The 25,917-nt window shown below is 69.7% G+C and carries 25 protein-coding genes and 1 riboswitch; of the genes, 9 read left to right on the forward strand and 16 right to left on the reverse strand.

Features of this window, described 5'->3' with window-relative positions; genetic code table 11:
- Positions 1–4 precede the first annotated feature (4 nt).
- On the reverse strand, positions 5–877 hold the full coding sequence (locus tag AC1Q9M_RS15930) for a LysR family transcriptional regulator (RefSeq protein WP_492434574.1): 873 nt from the start codon (positions 875–877) through the stop codon (positions 5–7).
- Positions 878–980: 103 nt separating this feature from the next.
- On the opposite strand from AC1Q9M_RS15930, the gene bla reads away from it, so the two are divergent.
- A complete protein-coding gene (gene bla, locus AC1Q9M_RS15935; protein WP_492434575.1) occupies positions 981–1,847 on the forward strand; it encodes a class A beta-lactamase in 867 nt (288 codons plus the stop codon).
- 10 nt (positions 1,848–1,857) lie between these two features.
- On the opposite strand, the gene AC1Q9M_RS15940 is transcribed toward bla, so the two are convergent.
- The 4 genes from AC1Q9M_RS15940 to AC1Q9M_RS15955 all read right to left on the reverse strand — a co-directional run bounded on the left by AC1Q9M_RS15940 (position 1,858) and on the right by AC1Q9M_RS15955 (position 4,299).
- Positions 1,858–2,253, reverse strand: coding sequence for a type II toxin-antitoxin system VapC family toxin (locus AC1Q9M_RS15940; RefSeq protein ID WP_492434576.1), 396 nt, complete (start codon positions 2,251–2,253; stop codon positions 1,858–1,860).
- A complete protein-coding gene (locus tag AC1Q9M_RS15945) occupies positions 2,253–2,465 on the reverse strand; it encodes an AbrB/MazE/SpoVT family DNA-binding domain-containing protein (RefSeq protein WP_382322720.1) in 213 nt (70 codons plus the stop codon). Before AC1Q9M_RS15945 ends, AC1Q9M_RS15940 begins: the two co-directional genes overlap by 1 nt.
- A gap of 69 nt (positions 2,466–2,534) precedes the next feature.
- On the reverse strand, positions 2,535–3,404 hold the full coding sequence (locus AC1Q9M_RS15950; RefSeq protein WP_382322721.1) for a pirin family protein: 870 nt from the start codon (positions 3,402–3,404) through the stop codon (positions 2,535–2,537).
- Between the two features lie 19 nt (positions 3,405–3,423).
- Positions 3,424–4,299, reverse strand: a complete 876-nt coding sequence (locus tag AC1Q9M_RS15955) for a pirin family protein (RefSeq protein ID WP_382322722.1) — start codon at positions 4,297–4,299, stop codon at positions 3,424–3,426.
- Positions 4,300–4,386: 87 nt separating this feature from the next.
- On the opposite strand from AC1Q9M_RS15955, the gene AC1Q9M_RS15960 reads away from it, so the two are divergent.
- A complete protein-coding gene (locus tag AC1Q9M_RS15960; protein WP_492434577.1) occupies positions 4,387–5,292 on the forward strand; it encodes a LysR family transcriptional regulator in 906 nt (301 codons plus the stop codon).
- Positions 5,293–5,316: 24 nt separating this feature from the next.
- Positions 5,317–6,363 carry an RNA methyltransferase gene (locus AC1Q9M_RS15965; RefSeq protein WP_492434578.1) on the forward strand — a complete coding sequence of 349 codons (1,047 nt, stop codon included), beginning with the start codon at positions 5,317–5,319 and terminating at the stop codon, positions 6,361–6,363.
- Positions 6,364–6,369: 6 nt separating this feature from the next.
- On the opposite strand, the gene AC1Q9M_RS15970 is transcribed toward AC1Q9M_RS15965, so the two are convergent.
- Positions 6,370–7,140, reverse strand: coding sequence for a hypothetical protein (locus tag AC1Q9M_RS15970; protein ID WP_444687851.1), 771 nt, complete (start codon positions 7,138–7,140; stop codon positions 6,370–6,372).
- 102 nt (positions 7,141–7,242) lie between these two features.
- On the opposite strand from AC1Q9M_RS15970, the gene AC1Q9M_RS15975 reads away from it, so the two are divergent.
- Positions 7,243–7,644: a transcriptional regulator gene (locus AC1Q9M_RS15975; protein WP_291115161.1), complete on the forward strand. Its 402-nt coding sequence runs from the start codon at positions 7,243–7,245 to the stop codon at positions 7,642–7,644.
- A 20-nt stretch (positions 7,645–7,664) separates the two neighbouring features.
- On the opposite strand, the gene AC1Q9M_RS15980 is transcribed toward AC1Q9M_RS15975, so the two are convergent.
- From AC1Q9M_RS15980 to AC1Q9M_RS16000, 5 genes are all read right to left on the reverse strand, one after another.
- A complete protein-coding gene (locus tag AC1Q9M_RS15980) occupies positions 7,665–8,930 on the reverse strand; it encodes an FAD-dependent oxidoreductase (RefSeq protein ID WP_492434579.1) in 1,266 nt (421 codons plus the stop codon).
- Positions 8,927–10,078 (reverse strand): acyl-CoA dehydrogenase family protein, encoded by a 1,152-nt coding sequence (locus AC1Q9M_RS15985; protein ID WP_492434580.1) that lies wholly within the window; start codon positions 10,076–10,078, stop codon positions 8,927–8,929. The genes AC1Q9M_RS15980 and AC1Q9M_RS15985 overlap by 4 nt, the downstream gene beginning before the upstream one ends.
- Positions 10,079–10,119: 41 nt before the next feature.
- A complete protein-coding gene (locus AC1Q9M_RS15990) occupies positions 10,120–10,692 on the reverse strand; it encodes an OsmC family protein (RefSeq protein ID WP_492434581.1) in 573 nt (190 codons plus the stop codon).
- Between the two features lie 36 nt (positions 10,693–10,728).
- On the reverse strand, positions 10,729–11,619 hold the full coding sequence (locus AC1Q9M_RS15995; RefSeq protein ID WP_492434582.1) for a sulfurtransferase: 891 nt from the start codon (positions 11,617–11,619) through the stop codon (positions 10,729–10,731).
- Positions 11,620–11,820: 201 nt separating this feature from the next.
- Positions 11,821–13,431: a sigma-54 interaction domain-containing protein gene (locus tag AC1Q9M_RS16000; protein WP_444687856.1), complete on the reverse strand. Its 1,611-nt coding sequence runs from the start codon at positions 13,429–13,431 to the stop codon at positions 11,821–11,823.
- Between the two features lie 67 nt (positions 13,432–13,498).
- A riboswitch (S-adenosyl-L-homocysteine riboswitch) is annotated at positions 13,499–13,595 on the forward strand.
- 30 nt (positions 13,596–13,625) lie between these two features.
- Here AC1Q9M_RS16000 and metH point away from each other — a divergent pair.
- The 3 genes from metH (at position 13,626) to AC1Q9M_RS16015 (ending at position 17,125) form a co-directional block, all read left to right on the forward strand.
- Complete coding sequence (metH, locus tag AC1Q9M_RS16005) at positions 13,626–16,373, forward strand: methionine synthase (protein ID WP_444687857.1); 2,748 nt, start codon at positions 13,626–13,628, stop codon at positions 16,371–16,373.
- Between the two features lie 12 nt (positions 16,374–16,385).
- Positions 16,386–16,610 (forward strand): hypothetical protein, encoded by a 225-nt coding sequence (locus tag AC1Q9M_RS16010; protein ID WP_492434583.1) that lies wholly within the window; start codon positions 16,386–16,388, stop codon positions 16,608–16,610.
- Between the two features lie 116 nt (positions 16,611–16,726).
- On the forward strand, positions 16,727–17,125 hold the full coding sequence (locus tag AC1Q9M_RS16015) for a DoxX family protein (protein ID WP_291120091.1): 399 nt from the start codon (positions 16,727–16,729) through the stop codon (positions 17,123–17,125).
- 23 nt (positions 17,126–17,148) lie between these two features.
- Here the strand turns inward: AC1Q9M_RS16015 and AC1Q9M_RS16020 are convergent, their stop codons facing one another.
- Positions 17,149–17,556, reverse strand: coding sequence for a hypothetical protein (locus tag AC1Q9M_RS16020; protein WP_492434584.1), 408 nt, complete (start codon positions 17,554–17,556; stop codon positions 17,149–17,151).
- A gap of 195 nt (positions 17,557–17,751) precedes the next feature.
- Here AC1Q9M_RS16020 and AC1Q9M_RS16025 point away from each other — a divergent pair, with 195 nt between their 5' ends.
- Positions 17,752–17,955, forward strand: a complete 204-nt coding sequence (locus AC1Q9M_RS16025) for a helix-turn-helix transcriptional regulator (protein WP_492434585.1) — start codon at positions 17,752–17,754, stop codon at positions 17,953–17,955.
- A gap of 17 nt (positions 17,956–17,972) precedes the next feature.
- Here the strand turns inward: AC1Q9M_RS16025 and AC1Q9M_RS16030 are convergent, their stop codons facing one another.
- Positions 17,973–19,412 (reverse strand): NAD-dependent succinate-semialdehyde dehydrogenase, encoded by a 1,440-nt coding sequence (locus AC1Q9M_RS16030; protein WP_492434586.1) that lies wholly within the window; start codon positions 19,410–19,412, stop codon positions 17,973–17,975.
- A 158-nt stretch (positions 19,413–19,570) separates the two neighbouring features.
- Here AC1Q9M_RS16030 and AC1Q9M_RS16035 point away from each other — a divergent pair, with 158 nt between their 5' ends.
- Complete coding sequence (locus tag AC1Q9M_RS16035) at positions 19,571–20,482, forward strand: LysR family transcriptional regulator (protein WP_382322731.1); 912 nt, start codon at positions 19,571–19,573, stop codon at positions 20,480–20,482.
- A 15-nt stretch (positions 20,483–20,497) separates the two neighbouring features.
- Here the strand turns inward: AC1Q9M_RS16035 and AC1Q9M_RS16040 are convergent, their stop codons facing one another.
- The 3 genes from AC1Q9M_RS16040 to AC1Q9M_RS16050 all read right to left on the reverse strand — a co-directional run bounded on the left by AC1Q9M_RS16040 (position 20,498) and on the right by AC1Q9M_RS16050 (position 25,872).
- Complete coding sequence (locus AC1Q9M_RS16040) at positions 20,498–21,574, reverse strand: porin (RefSeq protein WP_492434587.1); 1,077 nt, start codon at positions 21,572–21,574, stop codon at positions 20,498–20,500.
- A 65-nt stretch (positions 21,575–21,639) separates the two neighbouring features.
- Positions 21,640–24,855 carry a 4Fe-4S dicluster domain-containing protein gene (locus AC1Q9M_RS16045; RefSeq protein ID WP_492434588.1) on the reverse strand — a complete coding sequence of 1,072 codons (3,216 nt, stop codon included), beginning with the start codon at positions 24,853–24,855 and terminating at the stop codon, positions 21,640–21,642.
- Between the two features lie 6 nt (positions 24,856–24,861).
- Complete coding sequence (locus AC1Q9M_RS16050; RefSeq protein WP_382322734.1) at positions 24,862–25,872, reverse strand: Bug family tripartite tricarboxylate transporter substrate binding protein; 1,011 nt, start codon at positions 25,870–25,872, stop codon at positions 24,862–24,864.
- Between the last annotated feature and the right edge of the window lie 45 nt (positions 25,873–25,917).

Genomic DNA, 25,917 nt, shown 5'->3' on the forward strand with positions numbered 1-25,917 from the left:
GCCCTCAGGTCGCGGGTGTTCCGGGGGCTTGCAGCTCCAGCCAGTCCTGGAAGGCCTTCATGGCCGCGCTCTTGCGCCGCGTCTTCAGGCGCGTGAGCCAGTAGCCGCCCACGTCCACCTCGGCCTCGAACAGGCGCACCAGCCGCCCGCTCTGCAGGTCGCGGGTGAACAGCGACACCGGCAGCAGGGCCACGCCCGCGCCCTGGGCGGCGGCATCGGCCAGCACCAGCGAGGAATCGAACATCGGCCCGGTGAGCAGGGGCGCGCGCCCGCCCACCGCCTCGAACCACTGCGCCCACTCGTCCGAGCGGTAGGAGCGCAGCAGCGTCTCGCGCCCCAGGTCGGCCACCGCGCGGATGCGGTGCGCCAGGGCCGGCGCGCCCACCGGCGCCAGCGGCGCGGCCAGCAGGTGCCGCGTCTGCAGGCCGGGCCACTGGCCGTCGCCGAAGCGGATCGCGCAGTCCAGGCCCTCGGCCGCGAGGTCGATGCGGTTGTTGTGCGTGAACAGCCGCAGCTCCACGAAGGGGTGGCGCGCCTGGAAGTCGCGCAGGCGCGGCAGCAGCCAGCCCACCGCGAAGGTGCCCACCGCACCCACCGACAGCACCTCGCGCTTGTGCGCGCCCTTGAAGCTCTCCAGCGTGGCCGAGACGCGCGCGAACGCGTCCACCAGCGTGGGCAACAGGGCCATGCCCTCGTCGGTCAGCGCCAGGCCGCGTGGCACGCGCCGGAACAGCGGCTTGCCCAGGCGCTGCTCCAGGTTCTTCACATGCTGGCTCACGGCGGTCTGCGTGAGGTTGAGTTCCTGCGCGGCGCGCGTGAAACTCAGGTGGCGCGCCGACACCTCGAAGGCGCGCAGGGCGTTGAGTGGCAGGTCCATCGCTTTAATCCCCAAGTTTTTCCGTGGTGTGGCCTCGATTATTCCCGTTTGAACGGGATGGCCGTCCTGCCTACGATGCAGGCCTGATTCACGAGGAACCACCATGACCGACCGACGCACCTTCTGCCTGGCCTCCGGCGCCACCCTGCTGGGCCTGATCCACGGAAATACTTGGGCCGACACCGGCGCGCTGCAGGATGCCCTGCGCGACATCGAGGCCACCGCCCGGGGCCGCCTGGGCGTGCACCTCATCGACACCGCCACCGGGCGCGAACACGGCTGGCGCGCGGACGAGCGCTTTCTGATGCTCAGTTCGTTCAAGCTGCTGGCCAGCGCGCTGGTGCTGGACCGGGCGGACCGGGGCGAAGAGTCGCTGGAGCGGCGCATCCGTTACCGCCGGCAGGACCTCGTGTCCTGGTCGCCCGTGACCGAGCGCCACGTGGGCGGCGAGGGCCTGAGCCTGGCGCAGCTGTGCGAAGCCACCATCACCACCAGCGACAACACCGCCGCCAACCTCATCCTGGCCAGCTACGGCGGCCCGGCCGCGCTCACCGCCTACGCGCGCCGGCTCGGCGACCGCGTGACCCGGCTGGACCGCACCGAGCCCGAGCTGAACCGCCGAGCCGCGAGTGGAGAGCCACTGGACACCACCACGCCGCGCGCCATGGCGCACACACTGCGCGCGCTGCTGGTGGGCGACGCGCTGTCACCGGCCTCGCGCGCGCGGCTGCTGCAATGGCTGCTGGCCAACACCACCGGCGGCAAGCGCCTGCGGGCCGGGCTGCCGGCGGGCTGGCAAGTGGGCGAAAAAACCGGCACCGCCGGCGACGATGCCAACGACATCGGCATCGCCTTCCCGCCGCAGCGCGCGCCGGTGATCGTGACCGCCTACCTCGCCGAGAGCGCCACCGACGGCGCGACGCGGGAGGCGGCGCTGGCGGGTGTGGGGCGGCTGTTGGCTCGGCTGTGACGACGCAGGTTCAGTGGGGCTGTGACTTTGGAAACAGCACCACGCCGGGGAGACCTTCAAAGTGGGCATCGCAGGTGAGCAACTCAGCCCGTTGTTGCACGGCGGTGGCATACACGATGGCGTCGGCTGTGGCCAGCTTGTGCTGCCGATGCAGATCGGCGGCCAGCAGGGCGGTGGCGGTGTCCAACGGCATCACCTGGCATTTCATGGTGTAGGCCACCACCTGATCGGCCTGCGACTCGCCGAGTTCGCGCCACAACCATTTGGACAACTCCAGTTGCACGATGGTGGGCACGATACACAAATCTTTGACCGGGATTTCCTTCCCCAGCTTCTTGCCGATCGGCGAGGCAACCAACCACTCGATCCAGGCGGAGGTGTCGATCACCCGCAAGGGCGCGGCCATCAGTAGCGGTCCTTGCGGTCGCGGTAGCCATCTTTGCGAGCGCCCTTGGCGATGCCCGCGAGTTCCTGAAGCTCAGGCACGGGCATGACCAGCACACCCTTGTTCTTGGGGATGAACACGAACTCCTGACCGGCTTCCCAATGCAACTCGTCTCGAACGGCCTTGGGAATGGAAATCTGGAACTTGCTGGAAAGCGTGGCGGTGGCAGACATGTCTGGCTCCTGGTGCATCGATCTTAATTTGGTAAGAATACACCAGATGCCCTTCTGCCGTGGACCCGGCTAGCCCGGCAGCGGAATCCACTCCTGGTTGTCCTCCGGCGGCAGCGGGATGCGGCCGGCGGCCCAGTCGGCCTTGGCCTGCTCGATGCGTTCCTTGCGCGAGGACACGAAGTTCCAGAAGATGTGGCGCTCGCCCAGCGGTTCGCCGCCGAAGATCATCAGCGTGCTCTTGGTGTGCGCGGTGATCACGGCGTCGCTGTCGTCGCCGAACACCAGCAGCTGGCCGGGCACGTAGGTCTGACCGCCGTACTCGACTTCACCGCGCGCCACGTAGGCCGCCTGTTCGCGGTGGCCGCCCGGCAGGGCCAGGCGCGCGCCGGGCTGCCACTCGGTGTGCAGGTAGAACAGCGGCGAGTGCGTGCGCACCGGGCTTTTCATGCCGTAGGCCTCGCCCGCGATCAGGCGCATCCACACACCCCCCTCGTCGCGCACCGGCAGGTCGGCGGCAGGGTAGTGGGTGAAGGCCGGTTCGGTCTCTTCATCGGCCTCGGGCAGCGCCACCCACAGCTGCATGAGTTCGAGCCCGCCTCCTGCGAACGAGTCCGGGTGCTTGAAGCGCTCGGAATGCGAGATGCCGCGCCCGGCCGTCATCCAGTTCACGTCGCCCGGGTTGATGAGCTGGTGCACGCCCAGGCTGTCCTGGTGCGAGACCTGGCCGCTGAGCAGGTAGCTCACGGTGGACAGGCCGATGTGCGGGTGCGGCCGCACGTCGGCGGCGCGCGTGTCCTCGGCCGCCAGCGTCACCGGCCCGGCGTGGTCCACGAAGATCCACGGGCCGACCATGCGGCGCTTCGCGTAGGGCAGCACGCGCCGCACCTTCAGGCCGTGGCCCAGATCGGCCTCGCGGGCGGTGATCACCATTTCAAGCATCTCTTTTCCTTTCGTGGGTTCAGGCCGTGGCGCCGGCGATGCGGCCCATCTTGCCGCTCTGGAAGTCGGCAAAGGCCTGGTGGATCTCGGCCTCGCTGTTCATCACGAACGGACCATACCCCACGATGGGCTCGTCGATCGGTTCGCCCGCCAGCCAGAGCACGGTGGCGTCTTCCAGCACCTCGAAGCTCACGTCCTGCCCGTCGCGCGAATGCACGGCCATCTGCGCGGCGCTCACTTCCTTGCCGTCGGCCAGGCGCAGCCGGCCGCGCAGCACGAAGGGCGCGGTGGTGTGGCCTTCGGCCGCCGGCAGCGTCACGGTGTGGCCGGCCTTCAGCCGCAGGTCCCAGACCTGCATGGGCGTGAAGGTGCGGGCCGGGCCTTGCGTGCCCAGCAGTTCGCCCGCGATCACGCGCGCCGTGCCGGCCCCATCGGGCAGGTCGATCTGCGGAATCTGATCGCGCGTGATGCCCTGGTAACCCGGCGCGGCCATCTTGTCGCGCGCGGGCAGGTTCACCCAGAGCTGCACCATCTCGAACGGGCCGCCCTGTTTCGCGAAGTGCTCGCCGTGGTACTCCTCGTGCACGATGCCCGAGGCGGCCGTCATCCACTGCACCTCGCCGGGGCCGATGGTGCCGCCGCCGCCGCTGGAATCGCTGTGCGAGACCTCACCGTCATAGACGATGGTCACGGTCTCGAAGCCGCGGTGCGGGTGCTGGCCCACGCCCCGGCGCTTCGTGGTGGGCTCGAATTTCGTCGGGCCGCCGTAGTCCAGCAGCAGGAAGGGCGAGAAGCGCTCCGCCGCGCCGTTGTACGAAAAGATGCTGCGCACCGGAAAGCCGTCGCCGACCCAGTGGCCGCCGGCGCTTCGTTGGATGAAAGAAACGGTTTTCATGGGGGTGTTCTCCTGTATGAAAGAGCACTGTACCGGGCTGGCGTTCCCTTGATAAGCCGGTAAGATCGCAAATCATTTTTCAATGAGATGAACAATCAACACCCCGACCTGAACGACACCCTCGTGTTCGTGCGCGTGGCCCAGGCCGGTGGTTTCAGCGCCGCCGCGCGGCTCATGGGCATGCCCACGTCCACGCTGAGCGTGCGCGTGTCGCGGCTGGAACAGCGCCTGGGCGTCACGCTGCTGCAGCGCACCACGCGCCGACTGCGCCTGACCGAGGCCGGCCAGGCCTACCTGCGCCAGGCCGCGCGCGGGCTGGACGAGATCCTGCAGGCCGAGGCCCAGCTCGACGCCGGCAAACACGAGGCCCAGGGCCTGCTGCGCATCACGCTGCCGATCGACATGGGCGACGAGCAGCTGCTGGGCATCCTGAGCGGCTACCGCGCGCGCCACCCCGGCGTGGCGGTGGAGCTGGTGTTTTCCGACGCCCGGCTCGACCTGGTGGAGCAGGGGCTGGACCTGGCGCTGCGCGCGGGCGAGCTGGCCGACTCCAGCCTGGTGGCGCGCCAGATCGGCCAGGCGCGCTGGGCGCCCTTCGCCCACCCCGATTACCTGGCGCGCGCGCCCGCCTTGCGCCAACCCAAAGACCTCGCGCAGCACGCCGCCCTGTGCTTCAGCCCGCTCGGGCGCGACAGCTGGACGCTTTCGCGCGGCAAGGCCCGGGTGCAGGTGCCGCTGCGCAGCGCCTTCGCCGCCAACGACATGCGGCTGATCCGCCGCCTCGCGCTCGACGCCCAGGGCGTGGCCCTGTTGCCGGACTACGTGTGCCGGCGCGAGGTCGACCACGGCCAGCTGGTGCCGCTGCTGCCGGGCTGGCACGCGCGCACCGACCCCATCCACCTCGTCTACCCGGGCCAGCGCTTCGTGCCGGCCAAGCTGCGCCACTTCATCGACGAAGTCGGGCCGGCCCTGGCCGCGCTGTTCGACCGCTGAGCCCGGCGCTAAGCTTCTCGTCCCATGCGCATCGAACACCTCCGCCAACGCCTGCGCGCGCTCGGCGCCAACCCCCGCCACGAGCAGCGCGTGCTGCGCCTGTGGTCGCAGTCCCTGCCGCAGGACGCGGGGCGGCGCCAGGTCGAGCATTTCCTGCCCGCGACGCTGGTGGCGGCCTTGCCGGCGCTGGCCGAGGAGCTCGCGGGCCTGGCGGTGCTGCGCTCCGAACACCCGGGCGAGGACGGTTCGGCGCGCCTGCTGGTGGCGCTGGCCGATGGCCAGACCGTGGAGAGCGTGCTGCTGCCGCGCGACGGCCTGTGCGTGTCCACCCAGGTGGGTTGCGCGGTGGGCTGCGTGTTCTGCATGACGGGCCAGGGCGGCCTGGTGCGCCAGGTCGGCAGCGCCGAGATCGTGGCGCAGGTGGCGCTGGCGCGCACGCGCCGCGTGGTGAAGAAGGTGGTGTTCATGGGCATGGGCGAGCCCGCTCACAACCTGGACAACGTGCTCGAAGCCATCGACCTGCTGGGCACCGTGGGCAACATCGGCCACAAGAACCTGGTGTTCTCCACCGTGGGCGACCCGCGCGTGTTCGAGGCCTTGCCGCAGGGCCGGGTGAAGCCCGCGCTGGCGCTCTCGCTGCACACCACCAAGGCCGGTCTGCGCGAGCAGCTGCTGCCGCGCGCGCCCCGCCTCACGCCCGAGGCACTGGTGGACGCGGGCGAGCGCTACGCGCGCGCCACCGGCTACCCCATTCAATACCAGTGGACGCTGCTCGAAGGCATCAACGACGGCGACGACGAGATCGAGGGCATCGTGCGGCTGTTGCACGGCAAGTACGCCATCCTGAACATGATCCCGTACAACACGGTGGACGACCTGCCGTACCGGCGCCCGAGCTGGGCCCAGGCGGCCGAGATCGCGCGCCGCCTGCACCGGCGCGGCATCCTCACCAAGCTGCGGCAGTCGGCCGGGCAGGATGTGGAAGGCGGCTGCGGCCAGCTGCGCGCGCGGGCGGAAAACCCCGCGCGCCGCACGATCCCGCTGCGCGCGCAAGGCACCCCCAGCGCCTGAGGGCGGTCAGGGCTGTCCGGGGCCCTGACCCGGCGGCGGCGTGAACACCACCTGCACGCCAAAACCGCGCCGCGCGGTGGCGAAGCGGCGCACGTGGTGGCGCCAGGCCAGGCCGTGCCGGTCCTCTTCGCAGTGCTCCAGGTAGGGCGGGCGGGTGTCGTCGTCGAACAGCATGGCATGGGGCAGGCGCGCCAGGCATTCCAGCGCTTCCAGACGACCGTCGGTGAGGGCGATCACCCCACCGCCATCGATCTGGTGGAAGAGCGGGGCGCCGTGGCACGCGCTGGCGCGCACGAAGGCGTGGACCTCCTCGTGGCGGGCGGTGGGGATGAGCAGCGGGCTCAGCCGCACCAGATCGCTCGTGCCGAAGTCGCGCTGGCCGCGGCCGCCCGGCCGGGGCCGGCCGAAGAACACCTGGCGCAGCCGTTCGCGGGCGGGGTCGTGCGCGGCCACGGCGATGAAGTGGTGCGTGAAACGCGCGTCGTCGGTGCCTGCCGCCAGCGCGTCGTTGCGGTTCAGCAGCTGCCAGACCAGCAGCGCCAGCAGCACCTCGATCTGCTGCTCTCCCTGGGTCAATGCCAGGCGGTGCACGGGCCGCTCCAGCCGCAGCGAGTGCGGGTCCATCGCTTCGTGCGCCATGAGGGTGTCCTGGATCGCCCGGCGCTGCCGGTCATGAAAGCCCTGCCCGCCGCGCAGGCAGATCGCTTCCTGGCCAAACCACCAGCGCAGCAGGGCCGTGGTGGTGGGGGTGAGGCGGGGTGCCACAGCCTGGGTCATCTTTGTCCTCCTTGAGACAATGTGAACAAATCAATCAAGATGTGAGTTCAAAACTCAAATGGATATTAATCTCGCGCGCGGCCGAAAACTAGCGTTCGGTGCATGAATCAGAAGCTCGAATTCGCTCAACGGCTGCGCGAAGCCATGCTGGCGGTGGGTCTGCAGCCCCGGCCCGGCGTGCTGCACAACCTGTTCAATGCCCGCTATTGGGGGACCTCGGTGTCCTTTCAGGCGGTGTCGTGCTGGCTCAAGGGCCAGGCCATTCCCGCGCAGGACAAGCTGCAGCTGCTGGCCGAGATCCTGAAGGTGGAGCCCGAGGTGTTGCGCTACGGCCCGGATGTGCGCCGCCGCGTGCAGGAGAAGCGCAAGCGCTGGGACGAGGCCCTGAGCTTCGAGGAGCGCGAGATGTTCGACGCCTACCTCAACCTGCCGGTGGGGCAGCGCAAGGTGGTGCGCGAGGTGATCCTCGCCTTCGCGCTGGCGCACGAGAAGACCCAGGGCTGAGCGCCCGCGCGCCGCTCAGCTCAGTGCAGCGTGAGCGGGTGCGAGCTGGTCTTGACCCGCACCACCGCCGCGCGCGGTGCGTATGGCGCGCGGGCCGCGCCGCAGAGCTCGGCCGCGATGGCCCGGGCCTGGCGCGCGATCGGTTCGATGAAGCGGCTCGGCTGCCCGTTCACCGCGATGCAGTCGCCCAGGGCGTGGATGCGGTCGTCGCTGGTGCGCAGCGTGGCGGCGTCCACCGCGATGCCGTGGTCCCACGCGAGCCCGGCGCTGCGCGCCAGCCGGGTCGGCGTCTGCAGGCCGGCGGCGGCGATCACCTGGTCGGCCGCGAAGCGCTGGCCGCAGGCGGTGGTGAGCCGGTAGCGGCCGGCCACCGGCTCCAGCCGCGCCACCTGCACGCCCCCCACGAAACGGATGGCCAGGTCTTTCCAGGCATCGAGCAGCGGCGCGCCCGCCTGCTCGGCGGGCCAGCGCGCCAGCGGTGCGGCCTGCACGTCCAGCAGGGTGATGCGGTGGCCGCCGAGCGCGAGGTCGTTGGCGAGTTCGCTGCCGATCAGGCCAGCGCCGACGATGGCCACGTCCTTCGTTGAATTCCCCAGCGCGGCGCGCAGCCGCTGGTAGGCGTCGAGGTGGTTGATGCGCCAGCACAGCGCGGCGGGCAGGGCCGGCGGCAGCGCGGCCTGGGCGCCATGCGCCAGCACGAGGTGGTCGTAGCGGAGCACGCCGCGCGTGGTGCGCAGCGTGCGCGTGTCGGGGCAGATGCGCACGGCCTGGGTGTGGGCGAGCAGGCGCAGGTTCAGGCGCGCGGCCGCCGCGGGGCCGCTTTCCTTGGCGAGGGTGTCGGGCGCGAGCCCGCGCGCCAGCGAGACGGACAGCAGCGGCTTGTCGTACAGGTCGCCCGCGCACTGGCTCACCAGGGTGATCGGTCGCTTCGCGTCGAGCGCGCGCAGCGCCTCGGCCATCTGCCAGCCGGCGCGGCCCGCGCCCACGATCACCACGCCGGCCGCGCCACCGCGCGCGGCCACCGGCGCGCTGCGGGGCAGGGCGGCGCGCAAGGCCTCCAGAGAGGGCGGCGTGTAAGGCCGGAAGTCGGCCTTGGTCACGCCGCACAGCGGGCAGGCCCAGTCGTCGGGGATGTCGGCGTAGCGCGTGCCGGGCGGCAGGCCGCCGTCGGGGTCGCCGTCGGCTTCGTTGTAGAGGTAGCCGCAGGCGTCGCAGAGGTAGGTCTGGTAGGGCGCGAGTGCCTGCACGGCCGCCGCGACCGGGGACAAGGAGGGGGCGGTGTTCATGACGGCATCACCTCGGCGGACAGGCGCGCGATTTCCTTGCGCAGGTGCTTGATGGCGGGCGTGACGATGGCCACGAAGTGCGATTCGCGCACGCGGCGCTGCACGTCCGAGCTCATGAGGTAACCGCGCGCGCCCTGGTGCAGCAGGGCCGACTGCGCGGCGCGCAGGCTCAGCTCGGCGCCGTGGGCGCGCGCGTCGAGCACGTCGATGAAGAAGTCCACGCTGTCGTTGAACGGCGTGTCGGCGAGTGCCATCACGCGCGCGGTCAGCGCGTCCAGCTCGGCCTGCAAGGCGTCGGGCCGGTCTTCGAGAAACTGGTTCACATGGCCCAGCTGCGCCTCCACCGCCCACATGCTGTCGATCGCGCCCTGCGCCACGCCCACCGCCATGCCGCACTGGAGCAGCACGAAGGCCGCGCGGATGCGCGCGATGAAGGGTTTGGCCGGTTCGGCCATGCGCTCGTTCGCGCCGATGAACACGTCCTTCAGGCGCAGCGCGTAGGTGCCGGTGCCTTCCATGGCCGAGAAGCTCGGGCATTCGCGCAGCTCCACACCAGGCGCGTCGCAGCGCAGCAGGAACATCAGCTCGCGGCCCAGTGGCTCGCCCTGCGCGTCCACCACCGCCGCGAGCGCGCCGCAGGCGTGGCCCGCGCCGAGGTTGCTGACCCAGGGCAGGGTGCCGCTGACCAGGTGGCCCCCCTCGACCGGCGTGGCCTTGAGCAGCAGGCTCTCGATCTGCGCATAACTTTTCATGGGGTTGGACATGGCGGTGCCGCCCAGGGCCTCGCCGCTGGCCAGCGCCCGCAGCGCCGCGCCGCCCAGCGCCGGGTTGCCGCTGGCCTGCATGTACAGGCCGCAGACCAGCTGGCACCACACCATGAAACCGGTGGCGCCGCAGACGCGCGAGACCTCGGCCATGGCGCGGATCGCCAGGCCGTAGTCGGCGCGCCCGGCCGGTGCGTCCAGGTGGGCCCCCAGCGCACCGAGCGCGCCCAGCTGCTGCAGCACCTCGCGCGGGTAGTGGCCTTCGCGGTCGATGGCTTCCACCACCGCGGCCAGCGGGCCTTGCGCCACGGTGCGCACCGCGGCCAGCAGCGCATCGGCCGTTGTTTCGTGGGTCAGTTCGCGGGGCAGGTCGTTCGGGTTCATGCGCGGTCCAGGAGGTTGAAGGGGCAGGCAGGCGGCGGCGCTCAGGCCAGGTCGACCGTCATCGGGATCGGGTTGCGCAGGGTGTTGGCCACGGGCGAGTAGAAGTTGGCGTGCCGCACGATCTCGTCGAGCACCTCGCGCGGGGCGTCGCCTTCCACCAGCACCTTCACGCGGATGGCCTGGAAGCCCATCTCGGGCGGCGTCTTCTCGAGCGCGCCACCGGCGCCCCAGGCGGCGGGGTTGCCGATGTCGCCCTCGAGGAAGACCTCGAGCTTGCTGAGCTTCACGCCCTTCCAGGTCGCGACCGCCGTGATGCCCACGGCCAGGCAGCCGCCCAGACCCGAGAGCACGATCTCGCCCGGGGCGGGGGCGGTGTCCTGACCGAACAGGTGCAGCGGCTCGTCCACCACCACCGGCGCGTGCTGGCCCACGGTGGAGAGCGAGCGGTACTGGCCCTCCATCACGGTGTGGACCTTGTTGGTGCCGCGGCTGGCCGGGTTGGCCTTGCCCTTGGCGGCGAAGGCGGCGAGGCCGGCGCCGTCGATCGGGCGCAGCCACGCCTTCACGGTGGTGCTGGCGGGGGCGGTGGGTTCAAGGGTGTCGGTGGCGGACATGGGGTCTCCAGGGTTGAAAAACGGGAAGGGTTGAGATCAGGCGGCGAGCGCCAGGCTGGGCTTCTTGCTCGACTTCGCCAACGGCAGGCCGGTCTCGATCGGCAGGCTCTCGTCGCGCGACCACTCGTTCCACGAGCCGAAGTACATGCGCACGTCGCTGAAGCCGGCCTGTTTGAGGGCGAGGAAGGTGTTGGACGCGCGCGCGCCCTTGAAGCAGTAGAGGTAGACGGTGTCGTCGGGCGCGATGCCGGCGGTGGCGCACTCGGCCTTCACCTCGTCGGGCGTCTTGAACACCGGGCCCTGGGCGGACGGCTTCATGAAGCGGTACCACTCGACCCACTTGGCGCCGGGCAGGCGGCCCTTGCGCGGCGCGAAGTCCTTGCCGTAGGGCGAGGAGCTGTCGCCGATCCACTCGTCCACGTCGCGCACGTCGAGCAGCACGGTGTCGGTGCCCAGCGCGGCCTGCACGTCGGCCTGGGTGAGCATCACGTCGCTGCCCGCCAGCTCGGGGAAGGTGGCGGGTGTGGGCGTGGCGGCCTCGGTGGAGACCGGCAGGCCCGAGGCCTTCCAGGCGCTGAAGCCGCCGTTGAGCACCTTGATCCTGGGGTAGCCCAGCCAGGTCAGCAGGTAGTAGCCGCGGCAGGACTGGCCGTAGCCGCTGTTCATCGCGTCCTCGTAGAACACGGCGGTCTCTTCGCCCGAGAGGCCGGCGGCGCCCAGCGCGGCGGCGAAGGTGGCCTTGAGGGCTTGCAGGCCTTCGGGCGTGGAGGTGGCGAGGTAGGTGAAGACCTCGCGCAGGTTCACCGCACCGGGGATGTGGCCGGCGGCGAAGGTCTCGGCGTCGCGGGTGTCGATGACCACCACGGGTTCGGACGACTGCAGGGCCTGCAACTGGGCGGGGGCGATCAGGATGGCGTCGATGCTCATGGAAACCTCACGAAAAAAGCGGCCGGCGGGATTGCCTGCGGTGCCTTTTCGCAACCCGCGTGCCAGCCTCGTGAAGTTGCCTGGAATGGCTTTCAAGTCATTGTTTTAGTTGAATTTTGTGCTATCAAAAGCACAGCGATAGCACCGGCGCCAAGTGCCTTTGGCCTTCAATGTGTCGACACAATGTCGACACATTGCGCCTCAGGTGTCGTCCCCCCTTCGGGGGGAAGGCGCCGAAGGCGGCGCAGGGGGGAGCTTCTTCATCCTGTAGGCGAACTGGCGCAGGGTGAGGCCCAGGCTTTGCGCCGCGCGCGACTGGTTGCCCTGGTGCCGGGCCAGCGCCTCGCGCAGGGCCTGGGCGCTGTGCGATTGCGCGCTCTGGTAGTCGCGCACCAGCGGTTCGGTCTCCCCGGTGGGGGCCGCCGCGCCCTGGGCCTGGGGCATGAAGCGCTCCAGCGTGGCGGCCGTCACCAGGGTGTGGTCGGCCAGCAGCACCAGGCGCTCGATCAGGTTGCCCAGCTCGCGGATGTTGCCCGGCCAGTCGTGCGCCTCCAGCCGCGCTAGCGCGTCGGGCGCGAGGTTCACGTTGCGCTGGTGCGCCTGGTTGGCGCGGTTCACGAAGTGCAGGGCCAGCGCGCGCACGTCCTCGCCGCGTTCGCGCAGGCTGGGCAGGCGGATCGGGATCACGTTGAGGCGGTAGTACAGGTCCTGCCGGAAGCGCCCGGCCTGCACCTCGCGCGCGAGCTCGCGGTTGGTGGCCGCCACCAGGCGCACGTTCACCTTGAGTTCGCGCGTGCCGCCCAGGCGAACCAGCGTGCCCTCCTGCAGCGTGCGCAGCAGCTTGGACTGCATGGCCAGCGGCAGCTCGCCGATCTCGTCGAGGAAGATGGTGCCGCCGTGGGCCTGCTCGAACCAGCCCGCGCGCGCGGTGTTCGCGCCGGTGAAGGCGCCGCGCTCGTAACCGAACAGCTCGGACTCGAACAGCGTTTCGGGAATCGCCGAGCAGTTGACCTTGATGAAGGGCTGGTCGTGCCGGCCGCTGGCCAGGTGCACCGCGCGCGCGAACAGCTCCTTGCCGGTGCCCGACTCGCCCAGCAGCAGCACCGTGGCCTGCGACTGCGACACGCGCTCGAGCTCGCCCAGCGCCTGCAGCAGCGCGGGCGAGCGGCCGATCAGGCCGTAGCGGGCGCTGGCGCTGTCCAGCGCGCGGGCCAGGGCCGCGTTGCGCGCCAGCAGCTGGCGCGTCTGCTCGGCCACCAGCTGTTCCAGCCGCAGCAGCTGCCCGGCCAGCGTGGCCAGGATGCGCAACACGGCCAGGTCGTCGTTCAGGTGGCGCTGGCGGCTGCGGATGCGGTGGCAGGCCAGCACGCCGATGGTGGCGCCGTTGACCTCGATCGGCAGCGCGATGAAGGCCACGGTCTGCGGCGGCAGGCGATCGCGCGGCACCGTGCGGAACAGGAACAGCGGCTCGGCGTCCACGTCCTGCACGATGGCCGGCAGCCCCGTGGCCAGCACCCGCCCGGTGATGCCCTCGCCCCAGCGGAAAACGCCGCGCTGCACCTCCTCGGCCGTGAGGCCGTAGGCGTGGCGCACCGAGGCCGTGCGCTCTTCGCCCGGCGCGGCCTCGCCGGCCAGCACCATGCGGCCCCGGTTCAGGCCCAGCAATTCGCTCATCAGGTGCAGCATCTCGCGCAGCACGAAGGCCGGCGCCAGGCTGCGGCCCACCAGCTTCATCACCTCGCGCATGAGCAGCAGCTCCTGGGCGTGCCAGTCGGTTGCGGGGCTGTCGGGGTCGCTGGGGCTGGAGGGCATGGGCGCGGGGCAAGCAAACATCGCACCAATGGCGGGCGAAGCCCTCCCTGGCGAGCTAAAATCGCCGCTTCTCAAGGAGCGTTGCAGCGCCGGCGGGCTTTTCGGCCCCCACCGTGCGTCAGGCTTGAGTGGGCGCGAACAGGCCCAAACGGCGCTCACCGGTCTGTTTTTCGCAAACTGCCTTGGTGAGCCTCATGTCCTCCGAATCCGCTTCCCCGTCGTCGTCGTCCACCCCCGTGCCGCCCATGCTGCTCTCCGGCCTGGAGCCGCTGCGCATCGAGCCGGGCAGCCTGTTCGTCAACGTCGGCGAGCGCACCAACGTCACCGGTTCCAAGGCCTTCGCCCGCATGATCCTCGAGGGGCGCTTCGAAGACGCGCTGGCCGTGGCGCGTCAGCAGGTGGAGAACGGCGCCCAGATCATCGACGTCAACATGGACGAGGCCATGCTCGACAGCAAGGCCGCGATGGTGCGTTTTCTCAACCTGATCGCCGGCGAGCCCGACATCGCGCGCGTGCCGGTGATGGTGGACTCCTCCAAATGGGAGGTGATCGAGGCCGGCCTGCGCTGCGTGCAGGGCAAGGGCGTCGTCAACTCCATCTCCATGAAGGAAGGCCTGGACGAGTTCAAGCGCCAGGCGCGCCTGGTCAAGCGCTACGGCGCGGCCGCCGTGGTCATGGCCTTCGACGAAAAGGGCCAGGCCGACACCTACGAACGCAAGGTCGAGATCTGCGAACGCGCCTACCGCGTGCTGGTCGATGAGGTGGGCTTCCCGCCCGAAGACATCATCTTCGACCCTAACATCTTCGCCATCGCCACCGGCATCGAGGAACACAACAACTACGCGGTGGACTTCATCAACGCCACGCGCTGGATCAAGCAGCACCTGCCGGGCGCCAAGGTCAGCGGCGGCGTGTCCAACGTGTCGTTCAGCTTCCGCGGCAACGACCCGGTGCGCGAGGCCATCCACACCGTGTTCCTGTACCACGCGATCCAGGCCGGCATGGACATGGGCATCGTCAACGCTGGCATGGTGGGCGTGTACGACGAGCTCGAGCCCGAGCTGCGCGAGCGCGTGGAAGACGTGGTGCTCAACCGCCGGCCCGATGCGGGCGAGCGCCTGGTGGAGGTGGCCGAGAGTGCCAAAGGCTCGGCCAAGGACGACAGCAAGAAGAACGAATGGCGCGCGCTGCCGATCCGCGAGCGGCTGAGCCACGCGCTGGTGCGCGGCATCAACGACTTCATCACCGAAGACACCGAAGAGATGTGGCGCGAGATCGAGGCCGGCGGTGGCCGCCCGCTCAACGTGATCGAAGGCCCGCTGATGGACGGCATGAACGTGGTCGGCGACCTGTTCGGCCAGGGCAAGATGTTCCTGCCGCAGGTGGTCAAGAGCGCGCGCGTGATGAAGCAGGCCGTGGCGCACCTGCTGCCCTACATCGAGGCCGAGAAACTGGCCCTGCAGGCGGCCGGCGGCGACGTGAAGCCCAAGGGCAAGATCGTGATCGCCACCGTCAAGGGCGACGTGCACGACATCGGCAAGAACATCGTCACCGTCGTGCTCCAGTGCAACAACTACGAGGTCGTGAACATGGGCGTGATGGTGCCCTGCCACGAGATCCTGGCCATGGCCAAGGCCGAGGGCGCCGACATCGTGGGCCTCTCGGGCCTGATCACGCCCAGCCTGGAAGAGATGCAGTACGTGGCCGGTGAGATGCAGAAGGACGAACACTTCCGCGGCCGGGGCATCCCGCTGCTGATCGGTGGCGCCACCACCAGCCGCGTGCACACCGCGGTGAAGATCGCGCCGCACTACGACGGCCCGGTGGTCTACGTGCCCGACGCCTCGCGCAGCGTGAGCGTGGCGCAGGGCCTGCTGTCCGACCAGGCCGCGGCCTACATCGCCGAGGTCACCGCCGACTACGAGCGCGTGCGCCACCAGCATGCCAACAAGAAGCAGGTGCCGCTGTGGCCGCTGGAGCGCGCGCGCCTGAACAAGACGCCGATCGACTGGAAGGCCTACACGCCGCAGAAGCCCAAGTTCATCGGCAAGCGCGTGTTCAAGAACTTCGACCTGCACGAGATCGCCAAGTACATCGACTGGGCCCCGTTCTTCCAGACCTGGGACCTGGCCGGCCCCTTCCCCGAGATCCTGAAGGACGAGGTGGTGGGCGAAGAAGCGCGGCGCGTGTTCAGCGACGGCAAGCGCATGCTGCAGCGCCTCATTGAAGGCCGCTGGCTCAGCGCCAGCGCGGTGGTGGGCCTGTACCCGGCCAACAGCGTGCACGACGACGACATTGAGCTCTACACCGACGAGAGCCGCCGCGAAGTCGCGTTGACCTGGCACGGCCTGCGCCAACAGGCCGAGAAGCACGAGATCGACGGCGTGATGCGCCCCAGCCGCTGCCTGGCCGATTTCGTCGCGCCCCAGGGCGAGGCCAACGACTACGTGGGCATGTTCGCCGTGACCGCCGGCCTGGGGGTGGAGAAGAAGGAAAAGCAGTTCCTCGACGACCTCGACGACTACTCCGCCATCATGCTCAAGGCCCTGGCCGACCGCATGGCCGAGGCGCTGGCCGAGTGCATGCACCACCGCGTGCGCACCGACCTCTGGGGCTACGCGGCCGACGAGGCGCTGAGCAACGAAGAGCTGATCAAGGAAAAGTACCAGGGCATCCGCCCGGCGCCGGGCTACCCCGCCTGCCCGGACCACTCCGTCAAGCGCGCGATGTTCGACGTGCTGCAGTGCGAGGACATCGGCATGGGCCTGACCGAGAGTCTGGCCATGACCCCGGCGGCCAGCGTGAGCGGCTTCTACCTCGCCCACCCGCAGAGCACCTACTTCAACGTCGGCAAGATCGGCGACGACCAGGTGGACGACCTGGCCGAGCGCAGCGCCGTGGCGCGCAACGAGCTGCAGCGCTGGCTCGCGCCGAACCTGTGAGGACGGAGAACGATGACGTCGAAGAACCCACGGCCCAACGACGATCTGCTTTGGAAAGGCGTGTTGCTCGCCGCCATCGGCCTGATCGTGCTGATCGCACCCCACCGCCTCCAGTCGCCGGCGCTGCGGGACATCGTCGCGGGCTCGGCGGGCCTGGGCTGGCTGGCGCTGGTGCTGGGCGCCGGGTGCGTGGCGGTGTGGGGATGGCGCGGGTACCGACACTGGAAGCAGCAGTAGGTCACCGACCCTGTCACGGGGCGCCATGGCGGCGCGCCGGGAACCTCCTCATGCGGCGGCGGCTCTGCCTTCCGTACATCCCCTTTTTGATGTTGGCTTCTTAAAACCTTTTCACCATGAACCTGCTCAACAACCTCTTCAACCACCCCCGGCTCGGCGTCATCCTGTTGCGCTGGACGCTCGCGCTCCTGATGGTGCTGCACGGCTGGGCCAAGATCACCGGCGGCGTGGGCGGCATCGAAGGCATGCTGGTCGCCAAGGGCCTGCCCGGCTTCCTCGCCTATGGCGTGTACCTGGGCGAGTTCGTGGCGCCGCTGTTCCTGCTCGCGGGCGTGTGGGTGGTGCCGGCGGCCCTGGTCATCGCGATCAACATGGCCTTCGCCGTGGGCCTGGCGCACATGGGCCACTGGTTCGATCTCACCAACACCGGCGGCTGGCGCCTGGAACTGCAGGCCTTCTTCTTCGTGACCGCGCTGGTGGTGGCCTTCACGCACCGCATCGGCCCGAACAAGTGAGGTTGGCGGGGCACCAAGCCCCATCACAGGTCTGACGAGATCCGCTGCTGTGCGTTGAACTGCAGGATCAGTTCCTGGGCAGTTTGCAGCAGCGCTTCCTCTTCCAGGGAGAGGGCGCACAGCGAGCCCTCATCGCTCGCCGCCAGCAACATCCTGGTCAATGCCACGGCGCAGAGAATGCGCATTGCCTGAGGCGATTCCTTGCGCATGAACGCCATGACCAGCACAGTGGTCGTCAGGGCCCAGCCCTGGAGGCGCCCATCGGACAATCCCGGCAGGTCGTTGAATGCGAGTTCAACGACCTGCCGGGCCAGGGTCGCTGGGCGACCCAGAGAGACACCCATGTTGCGGCACAGTTCAAACTGCGTTTGAATGGCCGCTTCGACCTTGCGCCTTCGGAACACTTCCGGCGCTCCTGAAAAAAAGCCCATACACATCTCCTTGCGGCTGCACGCGAGTTCTTCTGGAATTCGCGTGCAGCGACTGACATTGCGGTATGCGCATCATAATGTGACTTAAAGGAGGCTGACTCAAACACGTCACAGCCAGAGACTTGAGCGATGTCTCGTTCATCGGCCAGCGCTCCGCCAACCCTCATTTCGGCCCGAGAGGCCCTGGCCCTGAACATGATCCGGCTGCGCGCCGAGCGGGGCTGGTCCCAGGAAGACCTGGCCCATGAGGCCGGGTTGCACCGCACGTTCATCGGCCACGTGGAACGGCAGGCGCGCAACATTTCACTGGACAACGTGGAGCGCATTGCCCACGTGTTCGGCCTGCGGGCGCATCAGTTGCTGGCGCCGGTGGCCAGGCCCAGGAACCCGGGTTCCTAGGCCTTCGCATCGAGCGATCAGACGTTCATGATCGCCACGGCGCGCGAGTTCAGGTAGGCCTCCATGGCCTCCGGACCGCCTTCGGAGCCGTAGCCCGAATCCTTGATGCCGCCGAACGGCATTTCCGCCGAGGGCATCGCGGGCATGTTGACCCACAGCATGCCCACTTCCACCCGGCGCGCGAGCAGGTCGGCGTTTTTCAGCGAGCGCGTGAAGGCGTAACCGGCCAGGCCGTAGGGCAGGCGGTTGGCTTCGGCGATGGCTTCGTCCAGGGTGTTGAAGCTGCGCACGGCGGCCATGGGGCCGAAGGGCTCGTCGTTGAACACGCGGGCCTCCAGCGGCACGTCGGTGAGGATGGTGGGCCGCCAGAAATTGCCTTCGTCGCCGATGCGCTCGCCACCGGTGGCCAGCGTGGCGCCGCGTTCCACGGCGTCCTTGGTGAACTCGGCCATGGCCGTGACACGGCGCGGGTTGGCCAGCGGGCCCATCTGCGTGCCGTCGGCCGTGCCGTCGCCCACCGCGAGACCGGCCGCGTGCTTGACCAGCGCGGCCGAGAACTCCTTGGCGATGCTCTCGTGCACCAGGAAACGCGTGGGCGAGATGCAGACCTGGCCCGCGTTGCGGAACTTGGCGCCGCCGGCGGTCTTCACGGCCAGGGCCACGTCGGCGTCTTCCGCCACGATCACCGGCGCGTGCCCGCCCAGCTCCATGGTGACGCGCTTCATGTGCTGGCCGGCCATGGCCGCGAGTTGTTTGCCCACCGGCGTGGAGCCGGTGAAGGTGATCTTGCGGATGACCGGGTGCGCGATCAGGTAGCTGGAGATCTCGGACGGCGTGCCGTAGACCAGGCCGAGCACGCCCGCGGGCAGGCCGGCGTCGGCAAAGGCGCGCACCAGCTCGGCCGGTGCGGCCGGGGTTTCTTCGGGCGCCTTGATGATCATGGAGCAGCCCGTGGCCAGCGCCGCCGCGAGTTTGCGCACGACCTGGTTGATGGGGAAGTTCCAGGGCGTGAAGGCGGCCACGGGGCCCACCGGGTCCTTGAGCACCATCTGGCGCATCGCCAGGTTGCCGCGCGAGGGCACGATGCGGCCGTAGACGCGCAGGCCTTCGTCGGCGAACCATTCGAGGATGTCGGCGGAGGCCATGGCCTCGCCCTTGGCCTCGGCCAGCGGCTTGCCCTGCTCCTGCGTGAGCAGGCGGGCGATGGCGCCGGCGCGCTCGCGCATCAGGCCGGCGGCCGCGCGCATCACCTTGGCGCGCTCGATGGCCGGCGTGTCGCGCCAGGTTTCGAAGCCCTTCTGCGCGGCGGCCAGGGCCAGGTCCAGATCGGCCTGGCGCGCGTGCGCCACGCGCCCGATTTCCTTGCCGGTCGCCGGGTTGAACACGGCCAGCGTCTCGCCCGCTTGGGCATCGCGCCATTGGCCTTGGATGAAGAGTTGGGTGTTGGGGTACGTCAAGGAAGTCTCCTGAAGCGGTGAAGGCGGGGGGGGGAAAGGCGGAACCTTAACAGCAGTCGAATGGCCGCGCGGGCGCGGTGGCATGCGGGAAATCTCGAGCGCCGCCGCCTGCGCTTGTCCCCGATAATTTCAACGCCGCTTCCTGCGGCGATCACGACATGACACTTCAGCAGCTGCGAACCTTCCTGGCCATTGTCGAGTTTGGCAGCTTTCGCAGAGCCGCGCGAGAGCTCGATGTGTCCCAGGCGGGCTTGACCACCAGCATCCAGGCGCTTGAAAACGAGCTGAAGCTGAGGCTGATCGTGCGATCGACCCATGGGATCACCTTGACGGCGGAAGGCCGGCAGATCTACGAGCGCGCGCAGATCGTCGATCGCGAGTCGCGCCAGATCCTCAGCGACGCCGATCGCCTGCGTGGCAAGAGCGGCGGTCACCTCAGCATTGGCCTGGGCCCCACGCCGACCGCGACCCTGTTGCACCACGTGGTGCCGGACTTCCACAAGCGTTTTCCCGACGTGCGGCTGAACCTGACCAGCGGGGTGTACGAGCACCTGGAGTCCGCCTTGCAACAGGGCAAAGTGGAACTCGCGATCACGGCGGTGCCTGGCGAAGGCGTGTCACCCAACCTGACGAGCGTGGAGCTGTTCCGCAGCGATCTGGCCGTGATCGCCCGGGAAGACCACCCGCTGGCGGGCGCCGATTCCATCCGCGAGCTGCTCGAGACCGAATGGGTGCTGCTGGGCTCGCCGGGCGGCCCGGGTGGCACGGTGACGCAGTACCACATCGAGCACGGATTGCCGGCGCCCCTCATCGCGGCCACGTGCGAGTCCCTGACCCAGCTGGCGGCCCTGGTGCGCGGCACGGACTGGATGGCCGTCATCCCGGCCGTGATGATCGACCGCGGTCTCATGGGCGACGGGCTCGCGACCCTCAAGCTGCGGGAGGCCGTGCCGCGCTATGTCAACAGCGTGGTCTACCGCCGCGAGCCCCCGCTCTCGCCAGCGGCCCAGGCCTTCGTCGCCATGTGCCGCTCGTGCGCGCGCGCGCTGGCCCTGGGGGTCAGGCCCTGAGCCTTTCCGCCCGGGTCAGAAGACGTGGCGCATGCCGATCTGGACCCCTCGGACGTCCGCGCCCGCGGCCGGGCTGCCGCCCGCGTCGGCGCGGCTGGGCCACAGGCCGAACGCGGCCGCGCCGTCGTTGCGCTGGTGGGCGATGCTCACGTACACCGAGGTGCGCCGGGACAGGGGTTGCAGGTACTGCACCGCCCACAGGCGCGCGTCCGAGCCGGCGGCGTCGTCGACGTTGCGCACCTGGTAGGTGGCGTTGATTTCGCCCGGCCCCACCGGCACCTTGACGCCGACGGAGCCGCCGCGCATGCCGAACGAGCCATCGACATCGGATTTGGTGAGATAGCCGTACAGCTTCGCCACCCGGAAGTCGTAGCTCGCGCCCAGGCTGACCGTGTCGGTGGAGACCGAGGTCCGCCCGGGCTGGCCCGCCGAGGCGCCGGTGGTGTTCAGGCGGTCGTAGACGGCGCCGACGTACAGCGCGCCCTGGGCGTATTCCAGGGCATAGCTGGCGGGATGGCCAAACGGTGAGGCGCCCTCGTTGGTCGCCACCATCACGCGGCCCACGAAGCCGCCGACGGTGGGCGAGGTGTACTGGATCGCGTTGTTGTATTGAACCGGATAGCCCAGGTTGCCCGCCGCACCCCCGCGCTGGAACAGCGTCTGCATGGCACCCATGCTCGAGCGCTGGAACGGGTCGATGCGCAGCGACATCGCGATGCTGGGCGTGAACTGGCTGCCCAGGGCGAGGCTGCCCAGCGTGGCGTGGCGCAGGCCCACCACGGTTTCGCGGTTGAAGGCCTGCGTGGGGCTGGACAAGGTGCCGGTGTCGGCGTTGAAGCCCTGCTCCAGCTTGAAGAAGGCCTGATGCCCACCGCCCAGGTCCTCCGTGCCGCGCACGCCCCAGCGCGAGGTGTCGCTGGACAGCAGCGTGTGGCGGCGGGCGGGCGTCACGGCCGTGCCGGACATGCGCACGGCGTTGACGGACGCGTCCAGGCGCCCATACAGCTGGACCGACGATGTGCCGCCCGGGGCCTGGGCGAACGCGAGGGGCGGCGCGAGCAGGCACGCGCCGATCACACTCTTCTTCTTCATGTTGTCTCCTTCCGTGGGAAGCGCTCGGGGCGAGCGCGGATGGCAGTGCCTCGCGGCGCCGCCGGTTACAGATCCAGCACGACCTCCGCATCCGCCTCGGCGGCGCGGGAGCAGCACAGCACCATCCTGGTTTTCCGCTGTTCCTTGCTCAGCACGAAGTCGCGGTGGTCCACCTCGCCTTCGATGTAGGGAACGGCGCACACACCGCACAGGCCGTCGCTGCACTTGACGTCCACCTGCAGCCCGCAGGCGGCGAGCGCCTGGACCGCCGATTGCTCGGCGGCCACGGGAATGGTCCTGGCGGAGCGCGCCAGGCGCAGCACGAAGGGGTGGCGCTCGCGCGCGGGGGCCTCGGGGACCGAGAAGTACTCCCGGTGCAGGCTCTCCTCGGGCCAGCCGAACCCGCTGGCGGTGTCGAACACCGCGTCCATGAAGGCCGAGGGGCCGCAGGTGTACAGGTGGCTGTCCGGCACCGGATCGCGCAGGACGTCCGCGATGTCGAGCCGGCGTTCGTCGCTGAAGTGGAAGTGCACCCGGCTGGCCCAGGGCATGGCCTCGAGTTCCGGAATGAACGCGGCCTGGGCCCGTGTCCTGGACTTGTAGTAGAGGTCGAAGTCGGCGCCCATCGCGTGCAGCTCGTGCGCCATCGCGATCAGCGGGGTGACGCCGATGCCGCCGGCCATGAGCACGTGCCGCCGGGCCGAGGGCACGATGGGGAAGTGGTTGCGCGGCCGCGAGATCACCACCGGCGTGTCCTGCCGCAGCATCTGGTGGATCTTGAGCGAGCCCCCCCGGCCCTGGTCCTCGCGCAGGATGCCCAGCAGGTAGTGCCCGCGCTCGGCGGGGTTGCCCGCCAGGCTGAACTGCCGGATGTACTCCGGCGTGACGGTGACGTCGACATGGGCGCCGGCCGCCCAGGCGGGCAGCGGTTGGCCGTCTTTCGACACGATCTCGAACAGGTCGATCTTGCCGTCGGCCGAGCTCTGCCAGCGGCGGCCGATGCGCGCGACGATCACGGGCGGCGCCTCGACCAGCGGGCGCAGGGGCGGAACGAGGTTGTCGGTGTCGCCGTCCTTGATGCGCTGCTGGTGTTGCTGGGGGCTGAGCAGCTGCCGGTACGCCTCGATGCCGGCCTCGCGGTCCAGGGGACTGGGCATCGGCAGGGGCAGGGGGGCCAGCGGCGCGGGGTAGGCCGCCAGCGTCTGGTCTTCGTGCTTCAACCGGATGTGCTTGTTCAGGCCGCGCGTGTTGACCTCCTGGGCCTGCACGATCCGGCCGGTGCCATCGTTCGTGATGTCCCACCACCACTTTTTCCTGGCGTTGATGCCACCCCGTCCGAGGGCATCGTCCAGCCGCGCGAGCCATTGGGCCGCGACCGGCATGTGGATGGCCGCCCACCGGAAGGGTTTCTCCTGCACCAGCCCGGGCAGGTTCCAGGGGCAGGCCTTCATGCAGCGGCCGCACATGGCGCCGCCCAGGTTGGTCATCCGGTAGCGCGTGCATTTCTCGACGTCGGCTTTCCAGATCTCGTAGCCGTTGAACATCACCTTCGGACCCGCCGAGATCGCGCCCGATGGGCACTCGCGCGCGCACTTGTTGCAGGAGTCGCAGAAGTTCTGCAGGCCGAAGTCGATGGGTTTGTCGGGCTGGACCGGAAAGTCCGTGGTCATGACGCCGGTCTTGCTGCGCGGGCCCAGGAACGGGTTGAGGATCGTCTCGCCGATCCGGCTGACCTCGCCCAGGCCGGCCAGCAGCACCAGCGGGGTCTGGATGACGTCGCTGTCGGCCGCCGAATGGGCCGTGGCGCTGAAGCCGAGGTTGCGCAGGTGGTCGCCGAGGACCCCGCACACCAGGCCCGCGCGCATGTAGGTGCGCATCGATTGGGCGCTGGAGATCCAGTCGTCGCCCGAGGCGCCTTCCATGGTTTCGTAGCCCTGGTCGATCATCACGGTGGCCGCGAAGGGGTGGGCCACCGGCATTTCGGTGCCGTCCTGCCGGTGCGAGTACCAGACCCACGCCGGCGCGCGGGAAATGCCCGCCAGGTCCGCGCCGAGGAAGTGCAGCGTCGCCTTCACCAGGTCCGCGTTGTGCGCCGGATCGCTGTAGGGGGCCTGCTCGGCCGCCGGCTCGCCCCGCTGCAGCACCGAGTACACGTTCAGCGCCAGGCGCAGCGCCGCGGCCAGGGGCGCCTTGGCGACCGAATAACCGTCCTTGGACATGTCCTGCGTGGTCTTGCCGAGGTCGCCGAACGCGGCCCGCAGGAAGAACTCGCTGCTCTTGGGCACGCGCGGGATGCGGGCTTCGTCGATGTAGGTGGTGGTCTCGTCGACCCGCTTGAGCGTCTCGACCGGGTAGCGGCTGTCCCGGTAGTGGCGGCCCTGGAAGTCGATCGCATTGGAGGCGTTCTTCGGGCTCGCCGAGCCGATCCACCAGCTCGGGCCCTGGGCATGGAAGCGTTCGGCGAGCGAGGGTGGCGCCAGGGCCTGGTCGGGCTCGAGCGCCAGGTTGGTGGTGACCACGGCCAGGCCGAAACGGTCGCCGATGAAGGGGTTGACGACGGTGTCGCCTTCCCGCCGCGCCAACCCGCTGGACACCGCCAGGCGCAGGAGGTTCACGTTGGTGGTGGTGGCGGTGTGGCTGCGTGCTTCGTAGCCGAGGATGCGCAGGTAGTTGGCCAGGACCGCCGCCGTCTCGGCCGCGCGCAGCGCGGCGCGCCAGGCCTGCATGCCGACGATCCAGTCCGAACCGGGCTCGTCCTTCGAGGGGTCGCGGGGGTGCTCGACCATCAGGACCAGCGCGTGCGTGTGGTGCTCGATGCCCGACTCGCACAAGGCCATCGAACGCTTCATCTGGCGCAGCACGGCGTTGGGGTTGAAGCGCAGCCGCAGCTTGGTTTCCGACTGCTCGTAGGTCGCGGTGCGGAAGTCCGGGTGTTCCACCGGTTGCGCCAGCAGATCACCGGCATCCAGACGGCACACGCCCGCGATCGAGGTGTCCAGAAAGTAGGCGGCGGACTTGAGGTGTTCGGCCCGCTCGCGCGGGCTCGAGGGGATCTCCGCCTCGGTCGGGTTGCGGTCGCCTTCGCGCACCTGGTCGAGCGCGCACATGAAGCGGCTGATGGAGGACGCGAGCGTGGAACGGGGCCCGGGTTCGCGCGGTGGGCGCAGCACGCCGGTCTCGCGAATGTGGTCCAGGTCGGGCGCGGCGGCCCGGCGGCTCAGCCGCTCGCTGGGGTAGGCGCCCAGGTGCACGGGCCGTTCGTCATGGGAGAAGAGGCGCATGGCGGTTTACTCTTTGATGCCGCGGGCTTTGACGATGGCGCCGTAGCGCTCGCTGTCGCGCCGGATCTGCGCCCCGAAGTCCGCGGGGGTCATGGGCGTGGCTTCCGCGCCCAGGGCGCGGATCTGTTGCGCCACCGCTGCCGAGGCCAGCAGCTTGTTGATCTCGGCGTTCATCCGGGCCACGATCGCCGCGGAGGTGCCGGCGGGGGCGTAGACGCCGTGCGTGGTGCCCGCGTCGAAGCCCGCCAGGCCCTGCTCCTGGATGGTGGGCGTGGCCGGGAACAGCGGTGAGCGTTTGGTGGTGCCGACCGCCAGCAGGTGAAGCCGGCCCGCGCGGATGTGTTCGAGCGCGATGCCGGGGTCGAAGGCGAACTGCACGACACCGCCCAGCAGGTCCTGCAGCGCGGGCGACGAGCCCCGGTAGGGCACGTGCTCGGCCCGGATGCCGGCCTGCTCCTTGAGCATCTCGGCCGCCACGTGCGGCGCGCTGCCGTTGCCCGGGGTCGCGTAGGACAGCTTGCCGGGGTGGGCCTTGGCGTAGGCCAGGAAGCCCTGGAAGTCGTTGAAGCCCAGGCGCGCATCCGACACCAGGAACAGTTCGATCCGGGCCGCCGCGGCCACCGGCATCAGGTCCTTGTCCGGCTGGATCGGCAGGCGCGGCAGGGTGTGCACGGAAATCGACATCGCGCTGCCGGACGTCACCAGGAAGGTGTAGCCGTCGTTGGGCGCGCGCGCGACGGCCTCGGCGGCGATCATGCCGGTCACGCCCGATTTGTTCTCCACCACCACGGGTTGGCGCAGCGCCTCCGTCAGCCCCGGCACCAGGGCCCGCGCGATCACATCCGGGGAACTGCCGGGCGGAAAGCCGACGATCAGGCGGATCGGTTTGCTTGGCCAGTCGGCGGGCGTGTTGGCGCTGGCGGCATGGGCGCCCGGGAGCAGCGCGGCGCAGACCGCCAGGCGGCCGATCCAGGTCGAGAGTCGAGAGCGGTGTGGCCGTGGGGATGTCGTTGTCATGTTGTCTCCTGGTGGGGTGAGGGGGCGCGATCCGATGCGTGGCCG

Source organism: Hydrogenophaga sp. GW823-FHT04C09, from assembly GCF_058796355.1.